Annotated in this window: 26 protein-coding genes; all 26 read right to left on the bottom strand. The window is 63.6% G+C overall.

Going from position 1 to position 25,485, the window contains the following annotated elements; all coding sequences use genetic code 11:
• Window positions 1–2 precede the first annotated feature (2 nt).
• Entirely contained in the window at window positions 3–791 is a 789-nt protein-coding gene (locus tag D886_RS0105910) for a protein phosphatase CheZ (RefSeq protein ID WP_027593010.1), read from the bottom strand.
• A 20-nt stretch (window positions 792–811) separates the two neighbouring features.
• On the bottom strand, window positions 812–1,186 hold the full coding sequence (locus D886_RS0105915) for a chemotaxis response regulator CheY (RefSeq protein WP_077068541.1): 375 nt from the start codon (window positions 1,184–1,186) through the stop codon (window positions 812–814).
• 117 nt (window positions 1,187–1,303) lie between these two features.
• Window positions 1,304–2,044, bottom strand: a complete 741-nt coding sequence (gene fliA / locus D886_RS0105920) for an RNA polymerase sigma factor FliA (protein WP_027593012.1) — start codon at window positions 2,042–2,044, stop codon at window positions 1,304–1,306.
• On the bottom strand, window positions 2,041–2,874 hold the full coding sequence (gene fleN, locus D886_RS0105925; protein ID WP_027593013.1) for a flagellar synthesis regulator FleN: 834 nt from the start codon (window positions 2,872–2,874) through the stop codon (window positions 2,041–2,043). Before fleN ends, fliA begins: the two co-directional genes overlap by 4 nt.
• A gap of 93 nt (window positions 2,875–2,967) precedes the next feature.
• Complete coding sequence (flhF, locus tag D886_RS0105930; RefSeq protein WP_027593014.1) at window positions 2,968–4,275, bottom strand: flagellar biosynthesis protein FlhF; 1,308 nt, start codon at window positions 4,273–4,275, stop codon at window positions 2,968–2,970.
• 11 nt (window positions 4,276–4,286) lie between these two features.
• Complete coding sequence (flhA, locus tag D886_RS0105935) at window positions 4,287–6,416, bottom strand: flagellar biosynthesis protein FlhA (RefSeq protein ID WP_027593015.1); 2,130 nt, start codon at window positions 6,414–6,416, stop codon at window positions 4,287–4,289.
• 316 nt (window positions 6,417–6,732) lie between these two features.
• Entirely contained in the window at window positions 6,733–7,875 is a 1,143-nt protein-coding gene (gene flhB, locus D886_RS0105940) for a flagellar biosynthesis protein FlhB (protein ID WP_027593016.1), read from the bottom strand.
• Between the two features lie 2 nt (window positions 7,876–7,877).
• Window positions 7,878–8,654 (bottom strand): flagellar biosynthetic protein FliR, encoded by a 777-nt coding sequence (gene fliR / locus D886_RS0105945; RefSeq protein WP_027593017.1) that lies wholly within the window; start codon window positions 8,652–8,654, stop codon window positions 7,878–7,880.
• A gap of 7 nt (window positions 8,655–8,661) precedes the next feature.
• Window positions 8,662–8,931 carry a flagellar biosynthesis protein FliQ gene (gene fliQ, locus D886_RS0105950; RefSeq protein WP_027593018.1) on the bottom strand — a complete coding sequence of 90 codons (270 nt, stop codon included), beginning with the start codon at window positions 8,929–8,931 and terminating at the stop codon, window positions 8,662–8,664.
• Between the two features lie 21 nt (window positions 8,932–8,952).
• Complete coding sequence (gene fliP, locus D886_RS0105955) at window positions 8,953–9,708, bottom strand: flagellar type III secretion system pore protein FliP (protein WP_027593019.1); 756 nt, start codon at window positions 9,706–9,708, stop codon at window positions 8,953–8,955.
• Window positions 9,708–10,142, bottom strand: a complete 435-nt coding sequence (gene fliO, locus D886_RS0105960) for a flagellar biosynthetic protein FliO (RefSeq protein ID WP_033693999.1) — start codon at window positions 10,140–10,142, stop codon at window positions 9,708–9,710. Before fliO ends, fliP begins: the two co-directional genes overlap by 1 nt.
• Window positions 10,143–10,154: 12 nt before the next feature.
• Window positions 10,155–10,619: a flagellar motor switch protein FliN gene (fliN, locus tag D886_RS0105965; protein ID WP_027593021.1), complete on the bottom strand. Its 465-nt coding sequence runs from the start codon at window positions 10,617–10,619 to the stop codon at window positions 10,155–10,157.
• 47 nt (window positions 10,620–10,666) lie between these two features.
• Window positions 10,667–11,635, bottom strand: coding sequence for a flagellar motor switch protein FliM (gene fliM / locus D886_RS0105970; protein ID WP_027593022.1), 969 nt, complete (start codon window positions 11,633–11,635; stop codon window positions 10,667–10,669).
• Between the two features lie 9 nt (window positions 11,636–11,644).
• Complete coding sequence (gene fliL, locus D886_RS0105975) at window positions 11,645–12,142, bottom strand: flagellar basal body-associated protein FliL (protein ID WP_027593023.1); 498 nt, start codon at window positions 12,140–12,142, stop codon at window positions 11,645–11,647.
• Window positions 12,143–12,340: 198 nt separating this feature from the next.
• Window positions 12,341–13,606, bottom strand: coding sequence for a flagellar hook-length control protein FliK (locus tag D886_RS0105980; protein WP_027593024.1), 1,266 nt, complete (start codon window positions 13,604–13,606; stop codon window positions 12,341–12,343).
• A 72-nt stretch (window positions 13,607–13,678) separates the two neighbouring features.
• The gene (locus tag D886_RS0105985; protein ID WP_027593025.1) at window positions 13,679–14,026 is read right to left on the bottom strand and encodes an Hpt domain-containing protein; all 348 of its coding nucleotides are present in this window, start codon (window positions 14,024–14,026) and stop codon (window positions 13,679–13,681) included.
• A gap of 60 nt (window positions 14,027–14,086) precedes the next feature.
• Window positions 14,087–15,778, bottom strand: a complete 1,692-nt coding sequence (locus D886_RS0105990) for a fused response regulator/phosphatase (protein ID WP_027593026.1) — start codon at window positions 15,776–15,778, stop codon at window positions 14,087–14,089.
• Between the two features lie 8 nt (window positions 15,779–15,786).
• Window positions 15,787–16,092 carry an STAS domain-containing protein gene (locus D886_RS0105995; RefSeq protein WP_027593027.1) on the bottom strand — a complete coding sequence of 102 codons (306 nt, stop codon included), beginning with the start codon at window positions 16,090–16,092 and terminating at the stop codon, window positions 15,787–15,789.
• Between the two features lie 527 nt (window positions 16,093–16,619).
• Window positions 16,620–17,072 carry a flagellar export protein FliJ gene (gene fliJ / locus D886_RS0106000; protein ID WP_027593028.1) on the bottom strand — a complete coding sequence of 151 codons (453 nt, stop codon included), beginning with the start codon at window positions 17,070–17,072 and terminating at the stop codon, window positions 16,620–16,622.
• 6 nt (window positions 17,073–17,078) lie between these two features.
• Complete coding sequence (gene fliI, locus D886_RS0106005) at window positions 17,079–18,437, bottom strand: flagellar protein export ATPase FliI (RefSeq protein WP_027593029.1); 1,359 nt, start codon at window positions 18,435–18,437, stop codon at window positions 17,079–17,081.
• On the bottom strand, window positions 18,427–19,197 hold the full coding sequence (fliH, locus tag D886_RS0106010; RefSeq protein ID WP_027593030.1) for a flagellar assembly protein FliH: 771 nt from the start codon (window positions 19,195–19,197) through the stop codon (window positions 18,427–18,429). The genes fliI and fliH overlap by 11 nt, the downstream gene beginning before the upstream one ends.
• A gap of 160 nt (window positions 19,198–19,357) precedes the next feature.
• Window positions 19,358–20,377, bottom strand: a complete 1,020-nt coding sequence (gene fliG, locus D886_RS0106015) for a flagellar motor switch protein FliG (RefSeq protein WP_027593031.1) — start codon at window positions 20,375–20,377, stop codon at window positions 19,358–19,360.
• The gene (gene fliF / locus D886_RS0106020; protein ID WP_027593032.1) at window positions 20,370–22,148 is read right to left on the bottom strand and encodes a flagellar basal-body MS-ring/collar protein FliF; all 1,779 of its coding nucleotides are present in this window, start codon (window positions 22,146–22,148) and stop codon (window positions 20,370–20,372) included. The genes fliG and fliF overlap by 8 nt, the downstream gene beginning before the upstream one ends.
• Window positions 22,149–22,163: 15 nt before the next feature.
• Complete coding sequence (gene fliE / locus D886_RS0106025; RefSeq protein WP_027593033.1) at window positions 22,164–22,496, bottom strand: flagellar hook-basal body complex protein FliE; 333 nt, start codon at window positions 22,494–22,496, stop codon at window positions 22,164–22,166.
• Between the two features lie 246 nt (window positions 22,497–22,742).
• Window positions 22,743–24,107 carry a sigma-54 dependent transcriptional regulator gene (locus D886_RS0106030; protein ID WP_027593034.1) on the bottom strand — a complete coding sequence of 455 codons (1,365 nt, stop codon included), beginning with the start codon at window positions 24,105–24,107 and terminating at the stop codon, window positions 22,743–22,745.
• Complete coding sequence (locus D886_RS0106035) at window positions 24,107–25,324, bottom strand: PAS domain-containing sensor histidine kinase (RefSeq protein ID WP_027593035.1); 1,218 nt, start codon at window positions 25,322–25,324, stop codon at window positions 24,107–24,109. The genes D886_RS0106030 and D886_RS0106035 overlap by 1 nt, the downstream gene beginning before the upstream one ends.
• Window positions 25,325–25,485: the final 161 nt, after the last annotated feature.

The following is a 25,485-nucleotide window of genomic DNA, read 5'->3' on the forward strand; positions in this document are numbered from 1 at the left end:
CCTTAAAAACCCAGACTGGACAGCAGATCATCGACATCGTCCTGACCGGACACGACGTCTTCACGCTTATCGGCATGAATCTGCGGACCTTCACCCCGAGTCGGATGTTTTTCTTGATCTTTTTCAGCACGCAGCTGCTGGTGGTCATGTTCGATACCGGCAAACCGGTCGACTTGACTGGCCATCAGCACGAGCTTGAGCAGGTTGCTTTCCACCTCGGTGACCAGCGCGGTGACCCGCTTGATCACCTGCCCGGTCAGGTCTTGATAGTCCTGAGCCAGCAGAATGTCGTTGAGGTGGCCTGAGACCTTGCGGTTACCTTCAGCGCTGTGCGTCAGGAAACTGTCGACGCGTTTGACCAGGTCACGGAATTCCGGCGCGGCCACTTCGCGGCGCATGAAGCGCTGCCAGTCCACGCTCAGGGCCTTGGCCTCACCCGCCAGGTCGTTGAGCACCGGCGTGCTTTCCTCGACCAGGTCCATGGTGCGGTTAGCGGCACCCTCGGTCAGCTTGACCACATAGGACAGGCGCTCGGTGGCGTCGGTGATCTGCGAGACCTCCTCGGCCTGCGGCATGTGCGGGTCGATCTGGAAACTGACGATCGCACTGTGCAGCTCACGGGTCAGCTTGCCGACTTCCTGATACAGGCCGCGATCGCGGGTCTGGTTCAGCTGATGAATCAGCTGCACCGCCTCGCCGAAGCGCCCGCGCTCCAGGCTCTCTACCAGCTCCTGGGCATGCTTCTTCAGGGTCGATTCGAACTCCCCCAAAGACGTTTGTGATGAATCCATGGCGCGCCCCCTGACGTGACTCAGCCGTTGACGCGTTCGAAGATCTTCTCGATCTTTTCTTTGAGCACCTGAGCGGTGAACGGCTTGACCACGTAACCATTGACGCCGGCCTGGGCCGCTTCGATGATCTGGTCGCGCTTGGCTTCGGCCGTCACCATCAGTACCGGCATGGTTTTAAGCTTTTCGCTGGCGCGGACTTTGCGCAGCAGGTCGATACCGGACATGCCCGGCATGTTCCAGTCGGTCACCAGGAAGTCGTAGTGGCCGTTTTCCAGCATCGGCAACGCAGTGGTGCCGTCGTCAGCTTCGTCGGTGTTGGTGAAGCCCAGATCACGCAGCAGGTTCTTGATGATCCGCCGCATCGTCGAAAAGTCGTCAACGATGAGGATTTTCATGTTCTTGTCCAATTAGACCTCCAAGCAGTCTCAAACGCGCTCGGCCCCCGAGCACGCATTCATTCAATTCGGCACAACGTGAAACGGCTGCAGCGTCTTCAGTGCAACGGCTGGCGTTCAGCGCGCCCGCCACTCACCCAGACGGCTGCGCAAACGTGCGGCGCACTGGCTGTGCAACTGGCTTACCCGCGACTCGCTGACGCCCAGCACTTCACCGATTTCCTTGAGGTTCAGCTCTTCGTCGTAGTACAGCGCCAGCACCAGCCGCTCGCGCTCTGGCAGGTTGGCGATCGCATCGGTCAGGGCAGCCTGGAAGCGCTCGTCTTCAAGGCCCCGCGCCGGTTCCACCTGGCCACTGGCGCCGTCTTCGTGCAGGCCTTCGTGCTCGCCATCCTGCAACAGGTCGTCGAAGCTGAACAGCCGGCTGCCCAGGGTATCGTTCAAAATCCCGTAGTAATCATCGAGACTCAATTGGAGTTCGGCAGCAACCTCGTGATCTTTAGCGTCGCGACCGGTTCTTGCTTCAACCGCGCGCATTGCATCACTGACCATGCGGGTATTGCGGTGCACCGACCGCGGTGCCCAATCACCCTTGCGCACCTCGTCGAGCATGGCGCCGCGGATGCGGATGCCGGCGTAGGTCTCGAAGCTGGCGCCCTTGCTGGCGTCATACTTGTTGGCCACTTCCAGCAGGCCGATCATGCCGGCCTGGATCAGGTCTTCGACCTGGACGTTGGCGGGCAGCCGCGCCAACAGGTGATAGGCGATGCGCTTGACCAGCGGGGCGTAGCGTTCGATCAGCTCATACTGGGCGTCTTTCGACGCCCTGCTGTACATCTTGAAGCCGCTCGCATTCATAGTACCGGTCCTGCGCTGGTGGGCTGCACCAGACGCTCGACGAAGAATTCCAGATGCCCGCGCGGGTTGGCCGGCAACGGCCAGCTGTCGACCTTCTGCGCAATGGCCTTGAAGGCCAACGCACACTTGGAACGCGGGAACGCCTCGTACACCGCGCGCTGCTTCTGCACTGCCTTGCGCACGCACTCGTCGTACGGCACGGCGCCCACGTACTGCAGGGCAACGTCAAGGAAGCGATCGGTGACCTTGGTCAACTTGGCGAACAGGTTGCGCCCTTCTTGCGGGCTCTGCGCCATGTTGGCCAGCACCCGGAAGCGGTTCATGCCGTAGTCACGGTTGAGCAGTTTGATCAGTGCGTAGGCGTCGGTGATCGAGGTGGGTTCGTCGCACACAACCAGCAGCACTTCCTGGGCCGCGCGAACGAAGCTGACCACCGAGTCACCGATACCCGCAGCGGTGTCGATCACCAGCACGTCGAGGTTGTCGCCGACGTCGCTGAACGCCTGGATCAGGCCAGCGTGCTGGGCCGGCGCCAGGTGCACCATGCTCTGGGTGCCGGAGGCCGCCGGTACGATGCGCACACCGCCGGGGCCTTGCAGCATCACATCGCGCAGCTCACAGCGCCCTTCAATAACGTCGGCCAGGGTGCGTTTGGGGGTCAGGCCAAGCAATACGTCGACATTGGCCAGGCCCAGGTCGGCGTCCAGCAACATGACCCTGCGGCCAAGCTCGGCCAGCGCCAGAGACAGGTTCACTGAAACGTTAGTCTTGCCGACGCCACCTTTGCCACCGGTCACGGCGATCACCTGTACGGGATGCATGCTACCCATGTCTGTTTTTTACCTTGTCTCGCTGGGACTCAGGCCACACGTGAGGCAATTCTGCGTGCCCCTTGGCATAGCTACGTTGCACACACTTCATCATCAACCCGCTCGCCGTGGGTTGTGATAGAGATCAGCGAACATATCGGCCATGGCCTCTTCGCTGGGCTCGTCCTGCTGCTGCACATTGACCGCACGGGTGACCAGCTGGTGCGCCCGGGGCAAGTGCAAATCATCGGGAATGCGCGGCCCATCGGTCAGGTAGGCCACCGGCAATTCATGACTGATGGCAAGGCTCAGCACGTCGCCGAGGCTTGCCGTTTCGTCGAGTTTGGTCAGGATACAGCCGGCCAGGCCACAGCGCTTGTAGCTGTGGTAGGCGGCGGTCAGCACCTGCTTCTGGCTGGTGGTTGCCAGCACCAGATAATTCTTCGCGGCGATGCCACGGCTGGCCAGGGTTTCCAGCTGCATGCGCAGGGCCGGGTCGCTGGCCTGCAGGCCAGCGGTATCGATCAGCACCACGCGTTTACGCAGCAGCGGTTCCAGCGCCTGGGCCAGGGACTGGCCCGGGTCGACGTAGGTCACCGGCACATTGAGGATGCGCCCCAGGGTCTTGAGCTGCTCCTGGGCACCGATGCGGAAGCTGTCCATGCTCACCAGCGCCAACTGCGGGGCGCCGTACTTGAGCACGTAGCGCGCAGCCAGCTTGGCCAGGGTGGTGGTCTTGCCCATGCCAGCCGGGCCGACCATGGCGATCACACCGCCCTCTTCAATCGGCTCCACCTCGGGGATTTCGATCATCCGCGCCAGGTGCGCCAGCAGCATGCGCCAGGCCTGGCGTGGCTCTTCGATCTCAGTCGTGAGGTCGAGCAGTTCACGGGCAATCGGGCCGGACAGGCCGATGCGTTGCAGGCGGCGCCAGAGGTTGGCCTGCTGCGGCTTGCTGCCTTGCAGCTGGCTCCAGGCCAGCGAGCCGAGCTGCACTTCCAGCAGCTCGCGCAGGCCCGACAGCTCCGAGCGCATGGCATCGAACAGGCGCGGGTCGACCGGCGCCGGGGCTGGCGCAGCGGCAGGTGCCGGGGCGTCCACGTGCGGCTCGACCAGCGGCTCGGAGGCCGTCAGCGACTGGCCGGCGAACAATTGGCGGTTGTTGTCGCTGGTGTCGCTGCGCTGGTCCAGTTCGGCCTGGGCCGTGGCAATGCGCGTGTGGGTCTTGCGCAGCTCTTCTTCAAGCTCGGCGTTGGGTACGCGCGGGGCCAGGGCGGACAATTTGTAGTCCAGCGCGGCCGTCAATTCGACACCACCGGCGATGCGGCGGTTACCGATGATGGCGGCATCGGAGCCAAGCTCATCCCGGACCAGCTTCATGGCCTGACGCATATCGGCGGCGAAAAATCGCTTAACTTGCATTATCCACTACCTCAGCCGTTAGGGCCCACGGTGGCAACGATGGTGACTTGCTTGTTGTCAGGTATTTCCTGATACGCCAGAACATGCAAATTCGGTACAGCCAGGCGACCGAAGCGCGACAGCATGGCGCGGATCGGGCCGGCGACCAGGAGAATGGCCGGCTGGCCTTGCATCTCTTGGCGCTGGGCCGCGTCAATCAGCGAACGCTGCAGCTTTTCGGCCATGCTCGGCTCCAGAAGAACACCGTCTTCCTGACCCTGCCCGGCCCTTTGCAGACTATTGAGCAAAATCTGTTCCAACCTCGGTTCAAGGGTGATCACCGGCAGCTCAGACTCAACGCCGACAATGCTTTGCACGATGGCGCGACACAATCCGACGCGCACCACGGCCACCAGCGCGGCGGTATCTTGACTCTTGCCTGCGTTGTTGGCGATCGCCTCGGCGATGCTGCGGATATCGCGCACCGGCACTTGCTCGGACAGCAATGCCTGCAGGACCTTCAGCAGCCCCGACAAGGAAATGACACCCGGCACCAATTCTTCTGCCAGTTTAGGCGAAGCCTTGGACAACACTTGCAGCAATTGCTGCACTTCCTCATGGCCGATCAGCTCGTGACAGTGCTTTTGCAGGATCTGGTTGAGGTGCGTGGCCACCACCGTACTGGCATCGACCACGGTATAGCCCAGCGACTGCGCCTGGGAGCGCTGGCCGACGTCGATCCACACCGCTTCCAGGCCAAAGGCCGGGTCGCGTGCGGCAATGCCGTTGAGGGTGCCAAATACCTGGCCCGGGTTGATCGCCAGTTCGCGGTCCGGGTAAATCTCCGCCTCAGCCAGGATCACCCCCATCAACGTGAGGCGGTAGGCGCTGGGCTGCAGGTCGAGGTTGTCGCGAATGTGCACGGTGGGCATGAGGAAACCCAGGTCTTGGGACAGCTTCTTGCGCACGCCCTTGATCCGCGCCAGCAACTGGCCGCCCTGGTTGCGGTCGACCAGCGGGATCAAGCGGTAGCCGACCTCGAGGCCGATCATGTCGATCGGGGTGACGTCGTCCCAGCCCAGCTCCTTGGTTTCCAGCGCACGCTGTGGCGAGGGCAGCAGGTCCTGCTGGCGCTGCGCCTCTTCCTGGGCCTTGACCTTCACCTGCTGCTGTTTCTTCCACACCAGGTAGGCACCGCCACCGGCCATCAGGCCCAGGCTGAGGAAGGCCACATGCGGCATGCCCGGCACCAGGCCCATGATGATCATCAGCGCACCGGAGACCGCCAGGGCCTTGGGTGAGTCGAACATCTGCCGGTTGATCAGCTTGCCCATGTCTTCCGAGCCCGAAGCCCGGGTGACCATGATGGCCGCAGCGGTGGACAGCAGCAGTGATGGCAATTGCGCCACCAAACCGTCACCGATGGTCAACAAGGCGTACACCTTGCCGGCTTCGCTGAACGGCATGCCGTGCTGGAGCATGCCGATGAGCATGCCGCCGATGAGGTTGATGAACAGGATCAACAGGCCGGCGATGGCGTCGCCGCGCACGAATTTGCTGGCACCGTCCATCGAGCCATAGAACTCGGCCTCCTGCGCGACCTCGGAGCGGCGGGCCTTGGCCTGGGCCTGGTCGATCAAGCCGGCGTTGAGGTCGGCGTCGATGGCCATCTGTTTGCCGGGCATGGCATCGAGGGTGAAGCGCGCGCTTACCTCGGAAATACGCCCGGCACCCTTGGTCACCACGACGAAGTTGATGATCATGAGGATGGCGAACACCACCGCACCGACCACGTAGTTGCCGCCGATGACCACTTCACCGAAGGCCTGGATCACCTTGCCCGCAGCGCCATGGCCCTCCTGGCCGTGGAGCATGACCACGCGGGTGGAGGCGACGTTCAGGGCCAGGCGCAGCAGCGTCGCCACCAGCAGGATGGTGGGGAATGCGGCGAAGTCGAGTGGGCGCAGGGCGTAGACGCAGACCAGCAGCACCACGATCGACAGGGCGATGTTGAAGGTGAAGAACACGTCGAGCAGGAACGGCGGTATCGGCAACATCATCATTGCCAACATCACCAGCAGCAACAGCGGCACACCCAGGTTGCCCCGGCCGAGACCGGCCAGGTTGTGGCGTGCGTTGTTGATTAACTGAGTGCGATCCACCGCGAGTCCTCTTGATGCAAAACTTTGACGCCCAGGGGGCGCCTGGGCGTGGCTCTGCAAGAAGCCTTCCAACTTTGCTGTTTGGGTGTTCGCCTTGGGGTTTTTGGGTGGGTTTGAGATCGAGCGCCGCCCGCGCGGCGCTTCGCAGCACAAGGCTGCTCCTACATTTTTCCCGGGCCAATTATTCCTGAGGCGATCGCGCGCAAATATCACAGGCCTCACTGGCCCGAAACAGATGGAGCAGCCTTGTGCTGCGAAGCGCCGCGCGGGCGGCGCTCGATCTCACAGGCGCTGAACGACCATCGCCATGCACCTATCAGCTATCACGCCGCAAATCCGGCGGAATCGGCAGGTCATCCTTCAACGGCTCCGGCCGCTTGCCTTTGCCCGACCGGTACTGACGAATCTGGAACACATACGCCAACACCTGCGCCACCGCCAGGTACAACCCCGCCGGGATCTCGTGTTCAAGCTCAGTGGAGTAATAGATCGCCCGCGCCAGGGCCGGCGATTCAAGGATCTGGATCTTGTGCTCGACACCAATCTCGCGAATCTTCAACGCCATGAAATCGGTACCCTTGGCCAGCAGCAAGGGCGCTGCCCCGCCCTTCTCCGGGTCGTACTGCAGGGCCACGGCATAGTGCGTGGGGTTGGTGATGATCACGTCCGCCTGCGGCACCGCCGCCATCATGCGCCGCTGCGACACTTCGCGCTGCAGCTGGCGAATACGCTGCTTGACCTCAGGCTTGCCCTCCGAGTCTTTGTACTCGTCACGCACTTCCTGCTTGGTCATCTTCATTTTCTTGTGCGTCTGCCACAGCTGGAACGGCACGTCCGCCGCCGCGATCAGCAGCAGCCCCGCCGACATCCACAGCGCACTCCACCCCACCACCTGGACACTGTGAATGATCGCCTGCTCCAACGGCTCATTGGCAATCGACAGCAACGCCTGGCGGTCGCTGACCAGCACCACCACCGCCACGATCAGGATCGCGAAAAACTTGGCCAGGGCCTTCAGCAACTCGGTCAGGGCATGCATCGAGAACATGCGCTTGATCCCCGACAGCGGGTTCATGCGGCTGAATTTGGGCTGCAGCAGGCTGCCGGAAAACAGGAAACCGCCCAACGCGATCGGAGCAACGAACGAGATCACGAACAGCAGAATCAGTACGGGCTGCACCGCCCAGATCGCCATCTTGCCCGAGGCCAGCAAAAACGCGCCCATGGCGCGTTCATCGACGATCATGTCCCGGGTCAGGCTGAAGTTCATGCGCATCACGCTCAGCAGCGTCTCGGCCAAGTGGCCGCCGAACATCAGCAGGCCGCCGGCGCCTGCCAGGGTCACCGCCACCGTGTTCAGCTCCTTGGAGCGGGCGATCTCACCTTTTTCGCGCGAATCGCGCTTGCGCTTGTCGGTGGGGTCTTCTGTCTTGTCCTGACCACTCTCGCTTTCAGCCATGCTCAGCGCGCCCTTGCCAGATCACGCAGCCATTGCAGCGCGTCGCTGGCCAATGCCTGGTAGTGGGAAAGCATATCGGCCAGGCCGACCCAGAAAATCCCCATGCCCATGACCAGCGTCAGCGGGAAGCCAATGGAGAAGATGTTCAGCTGTGGCGCCGCCCGCGTCATCACGCCAAAGGCGATGTTCACCACCAGCAACGCGGCAATCACCGGCAAGATCAGCAACAGCCCGGCACCGAACACCCAACCCAGGCGCCCGGCCATTTCCCAGAACTGGCTGACCATCAGCGCATTGCCCACCGGCAAGGTGGTGAAGCTTTCGGTCAGCACTTCGAAGACCACCAGGTGCCCGTTCATCAGCAGGAACAGCACACTGACCAGCATGGTCATGAACTGGCTGATCACCGTGACGTTGACGCCGTTGGCCGGGTCGACCATCGAGGCGAAGGCCATGCCCATCTGCACCGCGACGATCTGGCCAGCGATGACGAAGGCCTGGAACAGCAGCTGCAACGAGAACCCGAACAACGCCCCAACGATGATCTGCTCGCCACACAGCAGCAGGCCCTGCAGGCTCAACGGCTCGAACTCGGGCAACGGCGGCAGCGCCGGGACGATCACCACGGTGATGGCCACCGCCACGTACAGGCGCACCCGCGCCGGCAGCATGCGCGTACCGAAGATCGGCATGGTCATCAGCACTGCCGTCACCCGGAACAACGGCAGGATGAAGGTGGCGACCCAGGTGCCGATCTGTGCGTTGGTCAGCTCCAGCATGGCCGTGTCAACCGATCAGCTGCGGGATGCTGGTGTAGAGCGTGGTGATGTATTCCATGAACTTCTGCACCAGCCAAGGCCCCGCGACGATCAGCGTGACCAGCATCACCAGCAGACGCGGCAAGAAGCTCAGGGTCTGTTCGTTGATCTGCGTGGCGGCCTGGAACATCGCCACCATCAGGCCCACCAGCAGGCTCGGCACCACCAGGATGCCGACCATCAGCGTGGTCAGCCAAAGCGCGTCACGGAACAGGTCGACAGCAACTTCAGGGGTCATGCGTGGCTCTCCTTGACGGCGTCAAACGCCGCCGAAACTACTGGCCAGTGTGCCCATGATCAGCGCCCAGCCATCGACCAGGACGAACAGCATGATCTTGAACGGCAGCGAAATGATCAGCGGCGACAGCATCATCATACCCATGGCCATCAGCACGCTGGCGACCACCATGTCGATGATCAGGAACGGGATGAAGATCATGAAGCCGATCTGGAACGCGGTCTTCAGCTCGGACGTGACGAAGGCCGGCACCAGGATGGTCAGTGGCACCTGGTCAGGGCCTTCGATGTCGGTGCGCTTTGACAGGCGCATGAACAAGTCCAGGTCGCTCTGCCGGGTCTGCGCCAGCATGAAGTCCTTGAGCGGCCCCTGGGCCTTGTCGATGGCCTGTTGGGCAGTCATCTGCTCTTTCAGGTAGGGCTGCAGCGCATCCTGGTTCACCCGGTCGAACACCGGCGCCATGATGAACATGGTCAAAAACAGCGCCATGCCGGTCAGAATCTGGTTCGAAGGCGTCTGCTGCAGGCCCAGGGCCTGACGCAAAATCGAGAAGACAATGATGATGCGGGTGAAGCTGGTCATCAGGATGACGAACGCCGGGATAAAGCTCAGCGCCGTCATGATCAGCAGGATCTGCAGGCTGACCGAATACTCCTGCTGCCCGTCTGCCCCATTGGACAGGGTAATGGCCGGGATCGACAGCGGGTCGGCGGCCAGGGCCAATGGCGCGGCCAGCAGCAGCGCCAGGGTCAACATCATGCGCAGCACGCCGGTCATCACTTCTTGTCCTTCTGGTCCTTGCCCATCAGCTCCATCAGCCGCTGGGCAAACTCCGGCGCTGCCTGACGGGCAGCTGCGGGCACTTCGACGGGTTCGGCCAGCACATGCAGGGCCTCGATACTGCCTGGGGTGTGGCCGATCAGGATCTGCTCCTTGCCGACCTGCACCAGCAACAGGCGGTCACGCGGGCCAATGGCCCGGCTGCCGACGATCTCGATCACCTGGCCACCTTTGACCGCCGCGCCTTGCATGCGGCGCAACATCCAGGCCAGGAAGAAGATCAGGCCCACCACCAACAGCAGGCCAAAGACCATCTGCGCCAGTTGCCCACCCAGGCTGCCAGGCGCGGCAGCGGTGGTTGCCGCAGGGTTGGCCGCCGCGCAGGCCCACTGGCTGGCGAGCAGCCCGGCAAAAGCAGCGCCGGCGCGCATCGTGCCCTTCACTCAGCGCAGCTTCTTGATACGTTCGCTGGGGCTGATCACGTCGGTCAGGCGGATGCCGAACTTCTCGTTGACCACCACCACTTCGCCATGGGCGATCAGCGTGCCGTTGACCAGCACGTCGAGCGGCTCGCCGGCCAGGCGGTCGAGCTCGATCACCGACCCCTGGTTGAGCTGCAGCAGGTTGCGGATGTTGATCTCGGTGCTGCCCACTTCCATGGAAATGTTCACCGGAATGTCCAGGATCACGTCCAGGTTAGGGCCTTCGAGGCTGACGTTCTCGTTAGGCCGCGGCGAGCTGGCGAACTCTTCCATCGGCAGGCGGCCCGCGCCGCTGTTGCCGGTGTCGCCGCCCAGCAGCGCGTCGATATCGGCCTGGCCGGCATCACCGGTTTCTTCCAGCGCCGCCGCCCATTCGTCGGCCAGGGCCTGGTCTTCCGGGGACGTGATCTCGTTTTCGTTAGCCATGATTTCCTCGACAGGCATTCAATTCGTAGTGAGCGACCGGCACGCCGTCAGCGGCGTTCGATCGGGTCGATGATCTGCAGGGCCAGGTTGCCCTTGTGCGAACCCAGCCGCGCCTTGAACGACGGCACACCGTTGGCGCGCAGCACCAAGTGCTCGGGCAGCTCCACCGGGATCACATCGCCAGGCTGCATGTGCAGGATGTCGCGCAGCTTCAGCTGGCGGCGGGCAACCGTGGCGGTCAGTGGCACGGCCACGTCCAGCACGTCTTCGCGCAGGGCCTTGACCCAGCGCTCGTCCTGGTCGTCCAGGTCGGACTGGAAGCCCGCATCGAGCATCTCGCGCACCGGCTCGATCATCGAGTACGGCATGGTCACGTGCAGGTCGCCGCCACCGCCGTCCAGCTCGATGTGGAAGGTCGACACCACCACCGCCTCGCTGGGGCCGACGATGTTGGCCATGGCCGGGTTGACCTCGGAGTTCATGTACTCGAAGTTGACCGGCATGATGGCCTGCCAGGCTTCCTTGAGGTCGACGAAGCACTGGTCGAGGACCATGCGCACCACGCGCAACTCGGTCGGGGTGAACTCGCGGCCTTCGATCTTGGCGTGACGGCCGTCACCGCCAAAGAAGTTGTCCACCAGTTTGAACACCAGCTTGGCGTCGAGGATGAACAGCGAGGTGCCGCGCAGTGGCTTGATCTTGACCAGGTTGAGGCTGGTCGGCACATACAGCGAATGCACGTACTCGCCGAACTTCATCACCTGCACGCCGCCAACCGCCACGTCCGCCGAGCGGCGCAGCAGGTTGAACATGCTGATGCGGGTGTAGCGGGCGAAGCGTTCGTTGATCATTTCCAGGGTCGGCATACGACCGCGGACGATACGATCCTGGCTGGTCAGGTCGTAGCTTTTGATACTGCCTGGTTCGGAAGCGCTCTCGGTCTGCACCAGACCATCGTCGACACCGTGCAACAGCGCATCGATTTCATCCTGGGACAGCAGGTCCTGTACGGCCATTGCGGACTCCTACTGCAATACGAAATTGGTGAACAGCAATTGGTCGATGACCGGCTTGCCGACTTCCTTCTGGGCGACTTCCTGCACCACGGCGGTGGCTTTCTGGCGCAGCATCTCTTGCCCTACCGGGCTGCCGGCCAGGGTGTCAAAGCCCTGCCCGGAGAACATCATCACCAGGTTGTTGCGAATCACCGGCATGTGCACCTTGAGGGCATCCAGGTCAGCCTGGTTGCGCGCTTGCAGGGTGATGCTCAGTTGCATGTAGCGCTGGCGGCCGTTCTGGTTGAAGTTGACCACGAAGGCCGGGGTGAGGGCTTCGTAGATGGCCACAGGCTTGACGTTGGCGGCGGCCGGGTCGGTGGCCGGCGCGGACTCGCTCTTGTGCATGATGAACCAGGTAGCGCCCACCGAAAGGCCGATCGCCAGCACCAGGCCCAGCACCAACAGCAGGATCAGCTTGAGTTTGCCTTTTGTGGCGGGGTCTTTTACTGCTTCGGGTTTCGCCATGCCAATAATCCGTCGTCCATCGGGGGTTCAAAGGAGGATGACGTGGCTTGAGCAAGTGTTATGCCAGGTTTTGGGTGGGGGATGGAATGAGGTTTGGGTGGGTTTGGCGTTAGGGGGGCAGCGCCTGGGAGATCGAGCGCCGCGCGGGCGGCGCTCGTTCTCAACGGCACCAACAACCTAAAGACAGGCACCCCGCCCTCACGCGTAATAATCAACCGCACTGTCGCCAATCACCACCTGCTGCTCAACCGGCCTGCTGCTATCGACCTGTTCGGAGCCGCCCTGCCCAGCCTGTTGCCGCGCCGCGACGCCCGACAGATTGCTGCCCTGTTCCTGCGCCTGCTGATGCTGTTGCCCGCGCGACTGGTCAGCAACGTTGACGTCTGGCTGCGCCAGGCCCTGCTGGGTAAATAGCTCGCGCAAGCGGTGCACCTGGCTGTCGAGGGCATCACGCACACCGGCGTGGCCGCTGATGAAGGTCACCTGGGTCGACTGATCCGCCGCTACATTGACGCGAATGTCCAGCCGCCCCAACTCGGCGGGCTCCAGCTGGATGTCTGCCGACTTGAGGTTCTGGCTGGACAGGTACATGACCCGATTCACCAGGCCTTCGGTCCAGGCGCTCTGGTTCATCGGCAAGGGTTGGTGCAAGGGGCTGGCATTCGCCGGCACGGCATTGGCGGTTTTCGCCGTGGCCGCCTGGGTCAGGCTGGCCAGGCGATCGGCGAAATCGTCGACGCGCGTGTCGCTGTTGGCGCTCTTGGTGTCCTTCAGGCCCTCTTCAAGCAGTGCACCGAAGGCCTTGTCGCCTGGCTCGCCCGCCTCACCCTCAGCGGTATCGACCAGATTCGCCAAGGTATTGACGGCTCCTCGGCCTTCATCACCCTGAGCTTGCGAAGGGTCCACGGCGTGTGCCGAGGTGGTGCCTTTGGCCTGGGCGCTCTGTTCCAGTGCCAGGCGCAAGGTTGGCAGGTTGGCCAAGGGGTCGGCGTCGGGGTCGAACGCCTCTTCGGCGGCAGGCTCCTCCGTCAGCGCTGCGCTGGCTTGCGACTGTGCGGTGGCAGCCTGAAGCACGGGCGCAACGGCCTCAGCCTGGGCTTGAATCAGTTGCGCGCCGGGCTGCGCATCGGTGACCTGGCCGGCCACCAGGCTGGCGTCGCGCAACCCTGTGTCAGCGGGGTCCGAGGCCTGATCGTCGGCTGGCAATTTGTTGCCGTCATCGGCAACCGATGGCTTGTCGGCAGCATCTTTCTTGCCGCCGTGTGCCACTTCTGGCTTGTCCTTGGGTTTGGCCTGGGCGACCTTGTCGTCCTGCCCAAACGCTTTCTGCTTGGCCATGACCTGGTCGAAGCCACCGCCCGCGTCACCCAGCGCCTGCGAGGGCTTGTCCACCATCGAGCTGGTCGCTCGCGACGACTTGCCAACAGCGTTTGCTTGCAACAAAGGATTGGGTGCGACAGGCATTGAGCGGTCTCCGCGCCAGAAACTGAAAAGTCATCCGGGCAAAGAAAAGCAAGACTCGCGCCAAGTCGCGCATCAGCCTGCTGAGATACGGTGCTCCTCACCGCGGTAGAAGCGCCGAACCTCTACATATTCCAGGTCGATACGGTTGATCAGGTCCTCGATGCCATACAGCGGTGGCTGGCGCACGCGGTCTTCCAGTTGCTGGCACAGGCCAGCCAGCGCGACAGCCCCCATGTTGCTGCTGCTGCCCTTGAAGCTATGGGCCGCTGAGCCCAGCTCATCGGCGTTTTTGGCAGCGTGCAACTCGCTCAAGCGCCGCTCGGAGTCATCCAGGAATGTCTGCACCAGATGCAGGTAGCCATCCTCCATGACCTCACGCAGGTCGTTGAGCACCTTGTGGTCGATATGAATCTCAGTCACTTGCTCACTCCTTGATCAAGCCAGATTATGCCCGAGCCAGCCCCAGGGTCACAGGCGGGCTCACCATACAAACTCTACCCGGGCGCAGCGGCCGCCTTCGCACCATTGCGCATTACTGCCCAGCCGCGTTACCAGCTGCAGGCCACGGCCACTCAGGCCCTGCTCCGAGGGCGGTTGCGACAGCACCCGCTGTACATCAAACCCTGCGCCGCTGTCACGCACCTCGATCATCAGACGCCCGCCATCGGCGAGGGGTTCAACCTTCAAGTCAATGCGCACAAAACCGTCAGCCAATGCCGCCAGGCGCTGGGCTCGCTCCCGGTAGTAATCTGCAAAGCCCTGCACATCGCGCTTGAGCCGTGAATCCAGGCCCAACACCCCATGCTCCAAGGCATTGGAGAACAGCTCACTGAGCACACTGTGCAGATTGCCGGTGCGCGCGCGCAGCGGGTGGATTTCCTGCAACAGCTGCACCAGGTACGGCACTGGGTTGGACTGCTTCAGGCTTTCGCCGCGCAGTTCGAACCCAAGCGACCAATCCAGCGGGCTGGGGCGACCGCGTTCAGCGTAGATCATCGGTGCCGGCACCCGCTCATCGGCCGCGAACATGCGGATATCGCACAGGCTGATGTCGTCCCGAGGCTGCCCGCCGAAACGTTCCAGGGCCTGCATCACCTCATCGAACAAGTGGGCCGGGTCTCGGTTGCCAGCCAGCACCCCTTGCAAGCGCTCGACGCCAAACAAGCGTTCCTGGTCATCGGCCGTGTCCAGCACGCCGCCTGACAACAGCAGCAAACGCTCACCCGCCGCCAGCGGCAGCACTTGCGTGCTGTCGTCGAAGCGCTCAGGGGCAAGAATACCCAGCGGCAAATGGCGCGAAGCCAGCGTCGACAGCACCTCGCCGCCTGCAGACAAGCGATAGCCGTCTGGCATGCCGCCGTTCCACACCTCCACCGAACCACGCTGCACGCTCAGGTTGAGCATCACAGCACAGCAAAACATGTCCACCGGCAGGATGCGTTTTAGCTTGGCGTTCATTTCGCGCAGGGTTTGCGCCAGGCCATACCCCTTGGCTGTCATGCCGTAGAACACTTCTGCCAGGGGCATGGCGCCAACTGCGGCGGGCAGGCCATGGCCGGTGAAATCCCCCAGCAGCACCTGCATGTCCCCCGAGGGCGTGAACGCGGCCAGCAGCAGGTCACCGTTGAACAGCGCATAGGGCGATTGTAGGTAGCGAATATTGGGGGCAGCCAGGCAGCCCGCATGGGCCACCTTGTCGAATACCGCCTTGGCCACCCGCTGCTCGTTGAGCAGGTGGTGATGGTGGCGGGTGATCTCGTCGCGCTGGGCCAGCACGGTGGCCTGCAGCCTGCGCAGGCGGCCCATGGCGCGAATCTTGGCGGCGAGGATCACCGCGCTGTAGGGCTTGGCCATGAAGTCATCGCCGCCGGCCTCCAGGCAGCGCACCAGGGCATCCTCCTCATTCAGCGAGGTAAGGAAGATGATCGGCACCAACGCTTCGCCGGCCAGGGCCTTGATCTGCCGGGCCGCTTCGAAACCGTCCATCACCGGCATCAGCGCATCGAGCAGCACCAGGTGCGGGCGCCGCTCGACAAACAGCGCCACCGCCTGCTCGCCGTTTTCTGCCGTGAACACCTGATGGCCCTGGCGCCGGACGATCTGCGCCAGCAACAAGCGGTCGGCGGCCCCGTCTTCGGCGACCAGCACGGTCAACGCCTGTTCGGCAGCCATCACGCGGCTCAACTGATGTCGAACAGTTTTTCGAAATTGGAGATGGCGAGGATCTTGCGCACATCGGAGCTGGCGTGCACCACACGCACATCCGAATCGTCGCCGCCCGCGTGATCGCGCAGCAGCAACAACATGCCGAGCGCAGAGCTATCGAGGTAGGTGGTTTCTGTCAGGTCGACAACCACCGAGTCCGGCCGACCCGGCTGGCGCTCGTAGGCTTCGCGAAACGCCTGGTGCTTGCCGAAATCGAAACGACCCTTGACCTTGATCGTCAGCTTTTTCCCGTCCTGCGAAAAATCAGTCTCGACTGCCATGCTAGCGATTCCTTCGATGATGGCGGATGCAACCCTTTAAGGTTTAGCAGCCTGGGGTGGGAGTGCAAGCGAGACGGCCAACAGATCCCCCTCAGCGGCGCGCCCCCCTGTAGGAGCAGCCTTGTGCTGCGAAGGGGCGTGAGGGCAAGCTGGGGCTACTGGCCTCTTCGCAGCGCAAGGCTGCTCCTACAAGGAATTGTGCGCCGCTGCTCAGAAGCAAGCGAGACGGCCTGGGAGATCGCTCTGCCTGTAGGACAAGCCTTGTGCTGCGAAGGGGCCGTGAGGGCAAGCTGGGGCTACTGGCCTCTTCGCAGCGCAAGGCTGCTCCTACAAGGAATTGCGCGCCGCTGCTCAGAAGCAAGCGAGACGGCCTGGGAGATCGCTCTGCCTGTAGGAGCAGCCTTGTGCTGCGAAGGGGCCGTGAGGGCAAGCTGGGGCTACTGGCCTCTTCGCAGCGCAAGGCTGCTCCTACAAGGAATTGTGCGCCGACGATTAGAAACAAGGCATTGTGCGCCGGCGATAAGAAATCAGGGGTGATTCTGCCTGGGCAAGCGCTGCGAGAGCTCATCCAACAGGCGCTGCTCGCGCTTGTCTTCGGCGCGCCGCGCTTCATCCAGGTAACGCTGTACCAACTTGCGCAACCCCTCGACCCGAGCATAGGCCTGCTGCCAGGTGCCGCGGGCGTTGTTCAGGTTGTTCTGGTGCCAGGTCAGGCTCTGGCGCTGCTGGGTCATGGCTGTTTCCAGCTGCCCGAGAAAACGCTGGTAATTGACCAGCCAGCTGCCATTGACGCCCTGCCCGCCGCGGTTGATCCACTGCAGCTGGTAGTCCTCGCGAAAACGCTCCAACTCAGCCAACTTGACCTGCGCCTGGGTCACCAGTTGCTGAAAATGCCCAAGGCGCTGGGCGGCCTTGCGCTCGGCCTCTTCGGCCATGTCCACCACCGGCGCCAGGCGCGCGGCACGTCCGGGCAGTGCCATGGCCTATCAACCGCCCGCCGGAGGCGTGAAAATCGCCCCCAACTGATCGCGGCTCTGCGCCATGCCGACGTTCTCGTCCAGGCCTTGACGCAGAAAATCCACCAAGCGGGACTGCAAGGCGATCGCCAGGTCGGTCTCCGGGTCACCACCGGCCACATAGGCACCGACGCTGATCAGGTCGCGGCTCTGCGACAGGCGCGACCACAACTGCTTGAATTTTTGCGCCTGGCGCAGATGATCAGTATCGACCACCTGCGGCATTACCCGGCTGATCGACGCTTCGATGTCGATCGCGGGGTAGTGGCCTTCTTCGGCCAAGCGCCGGGACAACACGAAGTGGCCGTCGAGCACCCCCCGCGCCGAGTCGGCGATCGGGTCCTGCTGGTCGTCGCCCTCCGACAATACCGTGTAAAACGCAGTGATCGAGCCGCCACCAGGCTCGCCATTGCCCGCCCGCTCCACCAGCTTCGGCAGCTTGGCGAACACCGACGGCGGGTAACCGCGGGTGGCCGGCGGCTCGCCGATCGCCAAGGCGATCTCGCGCTGAGCCTGGGCAAAACGGGTCAGCGAATCCATCAGCAACAGGACATTCTTGCCCTTGTCGCGGAAGTATTCGGCAATGCGCGTGCAATACATGGCCGCGCGCAGGCGCATCAACGGCGCGTCATCGGCGGGCGAGGCGACCACCACCGAGCGCTTGAGGCCCTCTTCACCGAGGATGTGCTCGATGAATTCCTTCACCTCGCGGCCCCGCTCGCCGATCAGCCCAACGACGATGATCTCGGCTTCGGTAAAACGCGTCATCATGCCCAGCAACACCGACTTACCCACACCGGTACCGGCGAACAGGCCCAGGCGCTGGCCACGGCCGACGGTGAGCAGGCCGTTGATGCTGCGGATGCCCACGTCCAGCGGCACGCTGATGGGGTCGCGGTTGAGCGGGTTGATCACCGGGCCATCCATTGGCACCCAGTCTTCGGCCTTCATGCCGCCTTTGCCATCGAGGGCGCGCCCGGCGCCATCCAGCACTCGCCCGAGCATGCTCATGCCCATGGGCAAGCGGCCGCCGTCGTCCAGCGGTACCACCCGCGCACCGGGGGCGATGCCGACGATGCTGCCAACCGGCATGAGGAATACCTTGGACCCGGCAAAGCCCATGACTTCGGCCTCGACCTGCACCGGGTGGTAGCTGTCGTCGTTGATCACCAGGCAGCGGCTACCCACTGCGGCGCGCAGGCCTTCGGCTTCGAGGGTGAGGCCAACCATGCGCAGCAGGCGGCCTTCGACGATTGGCTGCACCGGCAGCTCGATCGCCTCGGCGTAACTGCCCAGGCGCTTGCCGAAACTGGTGCGGTCAAGGCGCATCGGGGCGGTCCAGGTCGATCGACACATCGGCCGGTGCGGGGTGCAGGGAATGGTCGTGAAGCTGGTCGAACAGCTGCGCCACGGCCTTCTCGATGCGTGTTTCCATGCTGGCGTCGATACGGCTGTGGGCGGTCTCGATGCGGCAGCCACCCGGCAGCAAGGCTTCGTCTTCGAGCAGCCGCCAGTTTTCTTCGTGGCGCTCGCGCAGGGCCTTGGCCAGCTCGAAGTCCTGGGGGTTGAGGTGAATGCGGATGTTGTCGGCGCCCATTGGCAGCAGCTTGAGGGCTTCGCGCAGCACGTGGGTAATCTGGCTGGAATCGCTACGCAGCTCGCGGCCGATCACCTGGCGGGTCATGTGCGCGACCAGGTGCACCAGGGTTTTCTCGATCTGCGTGTCTTGCTCGGCGATGGGCGCCATCAGGTTGACCATCAGCCGCTCGAGGCTGCCGACCTTGGCCGCCAGGGCCTGCTCAGCCTCTTGGCGCACCTTCAGCTGGGTGCTGTGAAAGCCCTCGCGCTCGCCGGTGGCAAAGCCTTCGTTGTAGGCGTCCTGGCGAATGGCTTCGAGTTCTTCGAGGGTCAGCGGCTGGACTTCTTCCAGCGGCACTTCCTCGACTTCTTCCTCGATGACTTCGGGTTCCGGGTCAGGCTCGGGTTGCGGCTCGGGTTCCGGATCGAAGCTGGGCAGCGCCCAGACATCGACGCCCTCGAGGTCGCGGGCGCGGATCAGGTCGCTGGGGTGATGTTCTTTGCTGGACATGCTGTGATGTTCTCAAACCACGTTCAGCCAACGCGATCCCTGTGGGAGCGGGCTTGCCCGCGAATGCGTCGGCAGGGACAACCTCATCACCCGATCTGGCGCCTTCGCGGGCAAGCCCGCTCCCACAGTGGGCTGCGCCAGTCGGCAGAATCCGGCAACGTTAGATCATTTCCTCGGCACCCTTGCCGCCGAGCACGATCTCGCCGGCCTCGGCCATGCGTCGGGCGATGGTGAGGATTTCCTTCTGTGCCGTTTCCACGTCGCTGACCCGTACCGGCCCTTTGGCCTCCAGGTCGTCGCGCAGCAGTTCCGACGCACGTTTGGACATGTTCTTGAAGATCTTGTCCTTGACCCGCTCGTCGGCGCCTTTGAGCGACACCACCAGCACGTCCGAAGACACCTCGCGCAGCAGCGCCTGGATGCCACGGTCGTCGACGTCGGCCAGGTTGTTGAAGACGAACATGAGGTCTTCGATCTGCTCCGATAGGTCGTTGTCGACTTCGCGGATCGAGTCCATCAGCGCACCTTCCACCGAACTGTCGAGGAAGTTCATGATGTCAGCAGCCCGCTTGATACCGCCCAAGGTGGTCCGCGCAGCATTGGAGTTGCCCGAGAACTGCTTCTCGAGGATCTGGTTCAGCTCTTTCAGCGCCGCCGGTTGCACGGTGTTCAGCGACGACACGCGCAGGATGATGTCCAGGCGCACCTTGTGGTCAAAGTTGCTCAACACTTCACCGGCCTGGTCAGGGTCCAGGTAGGCGACCACGATGGCTTGGATCTGCGGGTGCTCGTAGCGGATCACATCGGCCACGGCACGCGGCTCCATCCACTTGAGGCTGTCCAGGCCGCTGGTGTTGCCCCCCAGCAGGATGCGGTCGATCAGGCCGTTGGCCTTGTCCTCGCCCAAGGCCTGGTTGAGCATCTTGCGGATGTAACCGTCAGAGCCCACGCCCAGGCTGGTCTGGTCGCCGACGATGTCGACGAACTCGCTCATCACCTGCTCGACCTGGTCGCGGTGCACGTTGCCCATCTGCGCCATGGCCACGCCCACGCGTTGCACTTCCTTGGGGCCCATGTGCCGCAGTACCTGGGCCGCATCGGTTTCACCCAGCGAGAGCAGGAGGATCGCCGCTTTGTCGACGCGGCTCAGCTTGGCGGTAACGGCTCGGTTATCACTCATCGGCGTTGATCCAGTCTTTCACGACCTGGGCCACGCGGCCCGGGTCTTCGGCCACCAGGCCTTTGATTGCGTTGAGCTGTGCCTCGTAGCCCTCGCTCGGGCTTGGCAACAGAATGCTTGTCGGGCCACCCAGACTGACGCGGTCGTTGGCCAGTTCGCCATCCAGACCGATCATGCCGCCCAGCTCCATGTCGCTGTCTGAGGCAGCCTGCTTGCCGCCCCCTGTGATGTTGTTGAGCACCGGGCGCAGCACGCCGAACACCAGCACCAGGATGAACACCACGCCCAGCACTTGCTTGACGATGTCCCAGAACCACGGCTGCTGATAGAAGGCGATGTCGGCGATTTCTTCGCCACGGTCGGCGGCAAACGGCACGTTGATCACCGTCACGCTGTCGCCACGGCTGGCATCGAAGCCGACTGCGTCCTGCACCAGGCGGGTAAAGCGCGCCAGGTCCTCGGTACCCCAAGGGGCACGCGTGGTCTCGCCACTGGTGGGGTCGATCTTGAGCTGGTCGTCGACCACCACCGCCACCGACAGGCGGGTCATGCGGCCCTGCTGCTGACGGGTGTGGCTGATGGAGCGGTCCAGCTCGAAGTTCTTGGTGCTTTGCTGGCGTTTGTCTGCCGGGTAAGGCGCAAGCATCGGCTGGCCGGTGGCCGGGTCCATGATCTGCTGGCCGTTGGCATCCACCAGCGGCTGGCCGGGCTGGATGGCGGCGGCCGGGGTGGCGGCTGCGCCCGTGGTTTGCGGCGCAGACGCCGCACCCGGTGGCTGGTTGCTCAGCGCGCCGGGCACGCCTTGCGGGCCCTGGCTGCTGGCGCGCTGTTCGTCGACCGACTGTTCGCTGCGCAGCGCCGGCTGGTCGGGGTTGAACTGCTCGGAGGTCGATTCGACCGCACTGAAATCCAGGTCGGCGGAGACTTCGGCCTTGTAGCGATCGTTACCCAACACCGGCTGCAAGATATTGTGCACACGCTGGGTAAGCATGCTTTCCATGCGGCGGCTGTAGTCGAACTGTTTGCCCGCCATGGTCAGGGCGGTGTCCTGCAGCTGTTCGGAGAGCAGGTTGCCCTTCTGGTCGACGACAGTGACTTGCGACTTGTCCAGCTCTGGCACGCTGGTGGCGACCAGGTTGACAATCGCCATCACCTGCCCGGCTTCCAACCCACGGCCTGGGTACAGCTCGACCAGTACCGAGGCGCTGGGCTTGCGTTCGTCACGCACGAACACCGAACTTTTCGGAATGGCCAGGTGCACGCGCGCAGCCTTGACGTTGTTCAGGCTGGAAACAGTACGGGCCAGTTCGCCTTCCAGGCTGCGGCGATAACGGGTGGCCTCCATGAACTGGCTGGTGCCCAGGCCCTGCTCCTTGTCGAGCAGCTCGAAACCGACGTTGCCATCGCTCGGCGCCACGCCTGCGGCCGCCAGTTTCAGGCGCGCACGGGAGAGGTCGTCGGCCTTGACCAGCAGCGCGCCGGAATTGGGCTCGACGTTGTAGGGAATGTCTGCGGCGGCCAGGGTTTCCATGACCTGCTTGGTGTCCATGCCCGACAGGCTGCCATACAGCGGCCGATAGTCCGGCTGTTGCGACCACAGCACCACGGCGAAGCCGATCGCCACGCTCGCCGCCAACCCGACCATGAGGCCGACCTGACGCAGCATGGGCATCTGCGAAATGTTTTCCAGAAACGCCATGCCGAACAGCGGCGGTTTGGCCGCTGGCTGGCCGCTCTTGGCGGGGGCGTTATCGACGACTGCTTCAGCCATGGGTTACGTCCGTCCTCAAACCGGCATCTGCATGATGTCTTGATACGCCTGGACCAGCTTGTTGCGTACCTGGGTGAGTGCCTGCATGGAGACGCTGGCCTTTTGCGAGGCGACCATGACATCGGTCAGGTCGACGCCGGTCTTGCCAATTTCGAAGGCGTTGGCCAGCTGGGTGGAAGCCTGCTGCGTCTCATGCACCTTGCCGATGGCCTGGCCGAGCATGTCGGCAAAGCTGCTCTGGCCCGGGGCCAGTTCGGGGGCAGCGGACACCTTGGGCAGCGACATGGCATCAGCCTGCATCGCGCGCATGTCCAGCATCAGACGATTGAATTCAACACCTTGGCTCATGACCTTCTCTCTCCGGCGGCCGCATTTTTTTGACACTCATGCGGCGGATAGCTCGTGTAAAGCAACAAAGGTGCCAGCCTTGCCACCCTGTCCATTTGGTTTAGCGCGATCCCTGCAAAGCAGGCTGGTGATGTTTGCTGTGGAGCTGAAATCCAGGGGCTGCTTCGCAGCCCATCGCAGGCAAGCCAGCTCCTACAGAAAAACCCGTAACCTGTTGATTTAGCGGGTGCCTGTGGGTGCGATGCATCAGCCGAAGAGGCTGGCCTCGACGTCGAACCCGGCATCGCGCATCTGCGCCAGCTTGTAACGCAGGGTGCGCGGGCTGATGCCCAGGCGCTCGGCGGCTTCCTTGCGGCGGCCGCGTTCGGCGCGCAAGGTGTCGATGATGGTCTGGTACTCATGGCGGCGCAGGTCATCGCCCAGGCCACTGGCTTCGGCAACCACGGCTGCCACTGACGGCGCCGCGCCGGCCGACAATGGAATGGCGCCCGCCAGACAGAAATCCGCCGCTTCGATTACCCCGCCCTGCTGCAGGATCAAGGCGCGCTGCAAGGCGTTGTCCAGTTCGCGCACGTTGCCGGGCCAGGCATGCGCCTGCAGGCAGGCCCGCGCATCGGCAGACAGGCGCACGGGGGCGTGCTTCATCTTGCTGACATGGCGTGCCAGCAAACGCTCGGCCAGCGGCAGGATATCGCCCTTGCGCTCGCGCAGTGCGCACCAGGCCAGGGGGAACACCGACAGCCGGTAATACAGGTCTTCACGGAAGCGGCCAGCCGCCACTTCGCCTGCCAGGTCGCGGTTGGTGGTGGCCAGCACGCGGATGTCCAGGCTGATCGGCTTACGCCCACCTACCCGCTCCACCTCGCGCTCCTGCAGCACCCGCAACAGCTTGGCCTGCAAGGCCAGCGGCATCTCGGAAATCTCGTCGAGCAGCAAGGTGCCACCCTCCGCCTGCTCGAACTTGCCGGCCTGGGCCGCGATGGCGCCGGTGAAGGCGCCTTTCTCGTGGCCGAACAGCGTGGCCTCGAGCATGTTGTCGGGGATGGCCGCGCAGTTGATCGCCACAAAGGGCTCGGCCGCCCGCGGGGACTGCTGGTGAATGTAGCGCGCCAGCACTTCCTTGCCGGTACCCGACTCGCCAGAGATCAACACGGTCGAGTCGCTGCGCGCTACCCGCGCAGCCAGCTCGAGCAACTGCCGGCTGGCAGGCTCGCAGGCCACCGGCCCTTCTTCTTCCGCTGCACTGACACGGCCTGCGGCGTGGCGCTCCACCAGGCTCAACAGCGCCTTGGGTTCGAAGGGCTTGACCAGGTAATCGGCAGCGCCTTGGCGCATCGCCTCCACGGCACGCTCGACTGCGGCATGCGCCGTCATCAGCAGCACCGGCAGTTGTGGCTGCTGGCGACGCAATTGCGCCAGCAGCTGATGCCCATCCATGCCGGGCATGTTCACATCACTGACCACCAGGCTGAACGCCTCGGCCAGCACCGCCTCCAGCGCCTCTTCGGCACTGCCCACGGCACGGTAGTCGAAGCCGCCGATTTCCAGGGTGTCGCCAAGCGCCTGGCGCAATACGCGGTCATCCTCGACCAGCAGCACCTTGATCGCCATCAGCCCGCCTCCGCCAGTTGCCCATCAATCAGCGGCAGCTCGACCCGCACGCAGGTGCCGCGCCCAACTTTCGAGCGCAGGCTGAGGGTGCCCTGGTGCGCCCGCACCACGGCCTTGACCACGGCCAGGCCCAGCCCGGTGCCAGTAGCCTTGGTGGTCAAGAACGGCTCGCCCAGGCGACCCAGCAAATCGGCGTCGATACCGCTGCCGGCATCGCTCACGCACAGGTGCAACACCTGCTCACGACGGAACACGTGCACCTTGAGCCGGGCCGGTTCTTCGCTGGCTTGCAGGGCGTTCTCGATCAGGTTGAGCAAGGCGCCAACCAGGGTATCGCGGTTGCACAGCAGCTCGCCCAGGTGGCTGTCGCACTGCCAACGCACGGCATGCCCTTGTACGTGCGACTGCGCCGCCTGCTGCAGGGCCTGGAACAATGCTTTCGGGGTCACACGATCACCCAGCGGCAGCTCGCCACGGGCGAATACCAGCATGTCGCGCACCTGGTGCTCCAGCTCGTGCAGGCGTTCCTTCAAGGTACCGGCGAAGCGCTGGCGGGTTTCGGCGCTCAGGTCTTGCTCGCTGTCGGCCAGGTGGCTGGCGTAGAGCATGGCCGCCGACAGTGGCGTGCGAATCTGATGGGCCAACGAGGCGACCATGCGCCCCAGCGACGACAAGCGCTCATGGCGCGCCAGCTGATCTTGCAGGCGACGGGTTTCAGTCAGGTCGTTGAGCAGCACCAGTTGGCCGGGTTCGGCATCCAGCGAGCGGGTGGCGATGGACAGGCGGCGGCCGTCGCGCAGCGACACTTCATGGCCGTCATCCTTGCGCGGGGCAAAGCTGCGGGCAATGACCTGGCGCCACAGCTCACCGATCAGCGGCTCGCCGAGCAGCTCGCAGGCGGCGGGGTTGGCTTCGCGCACCCTGCCCTGGCCATCGATCACGATCACCCCACCCGGCAACAAGTCCAGTAGGTTCTGCAGGCGATTGGCCAGGCGTTCCTTTTCGTTCAGCTCGTCCATGCGCTGGGCACTGACCACGGCCAGTTCGCCCTTGAGCTCACTGACGCGGGCTTCGAGCAGGCTGTAGGATTGGCTTAGCTGGCTGGAGACCTGATTGAACAAGGCGAAAGCCTGCTCGACACCCTGTCGGCTTTCCTGCTCGACCGGGGTATGCCCCTGCAGATCGGGGGCTCGGGAAACGTGGGCGGCCTGGGGCATCGTGCTCTCTCGCGTGGCTGACCGTCATAAAAACGGTGTGGTGCCAGCGGTGTAGCAATAGCCGTGCCGAAGATGGGGTTTTACCAAACTGCGATGCGTATTGTGCAACCCGTGTAGGAGCAGCCTTGTGCTGCGAAGAGGCCGGCGCATGCACAGAGCCT

The organism is Pseudomonas sp. LAIL14HWK12:I7, from assembly GCF_000483465.1.
Lineage (GTDB): Bacteria > Pseudomonadota > Gammaproteobacteria > Pseudomonadales > Pseudomonadaceae > Aquipseudomonas > Aquipseudomonas kermanshahensis.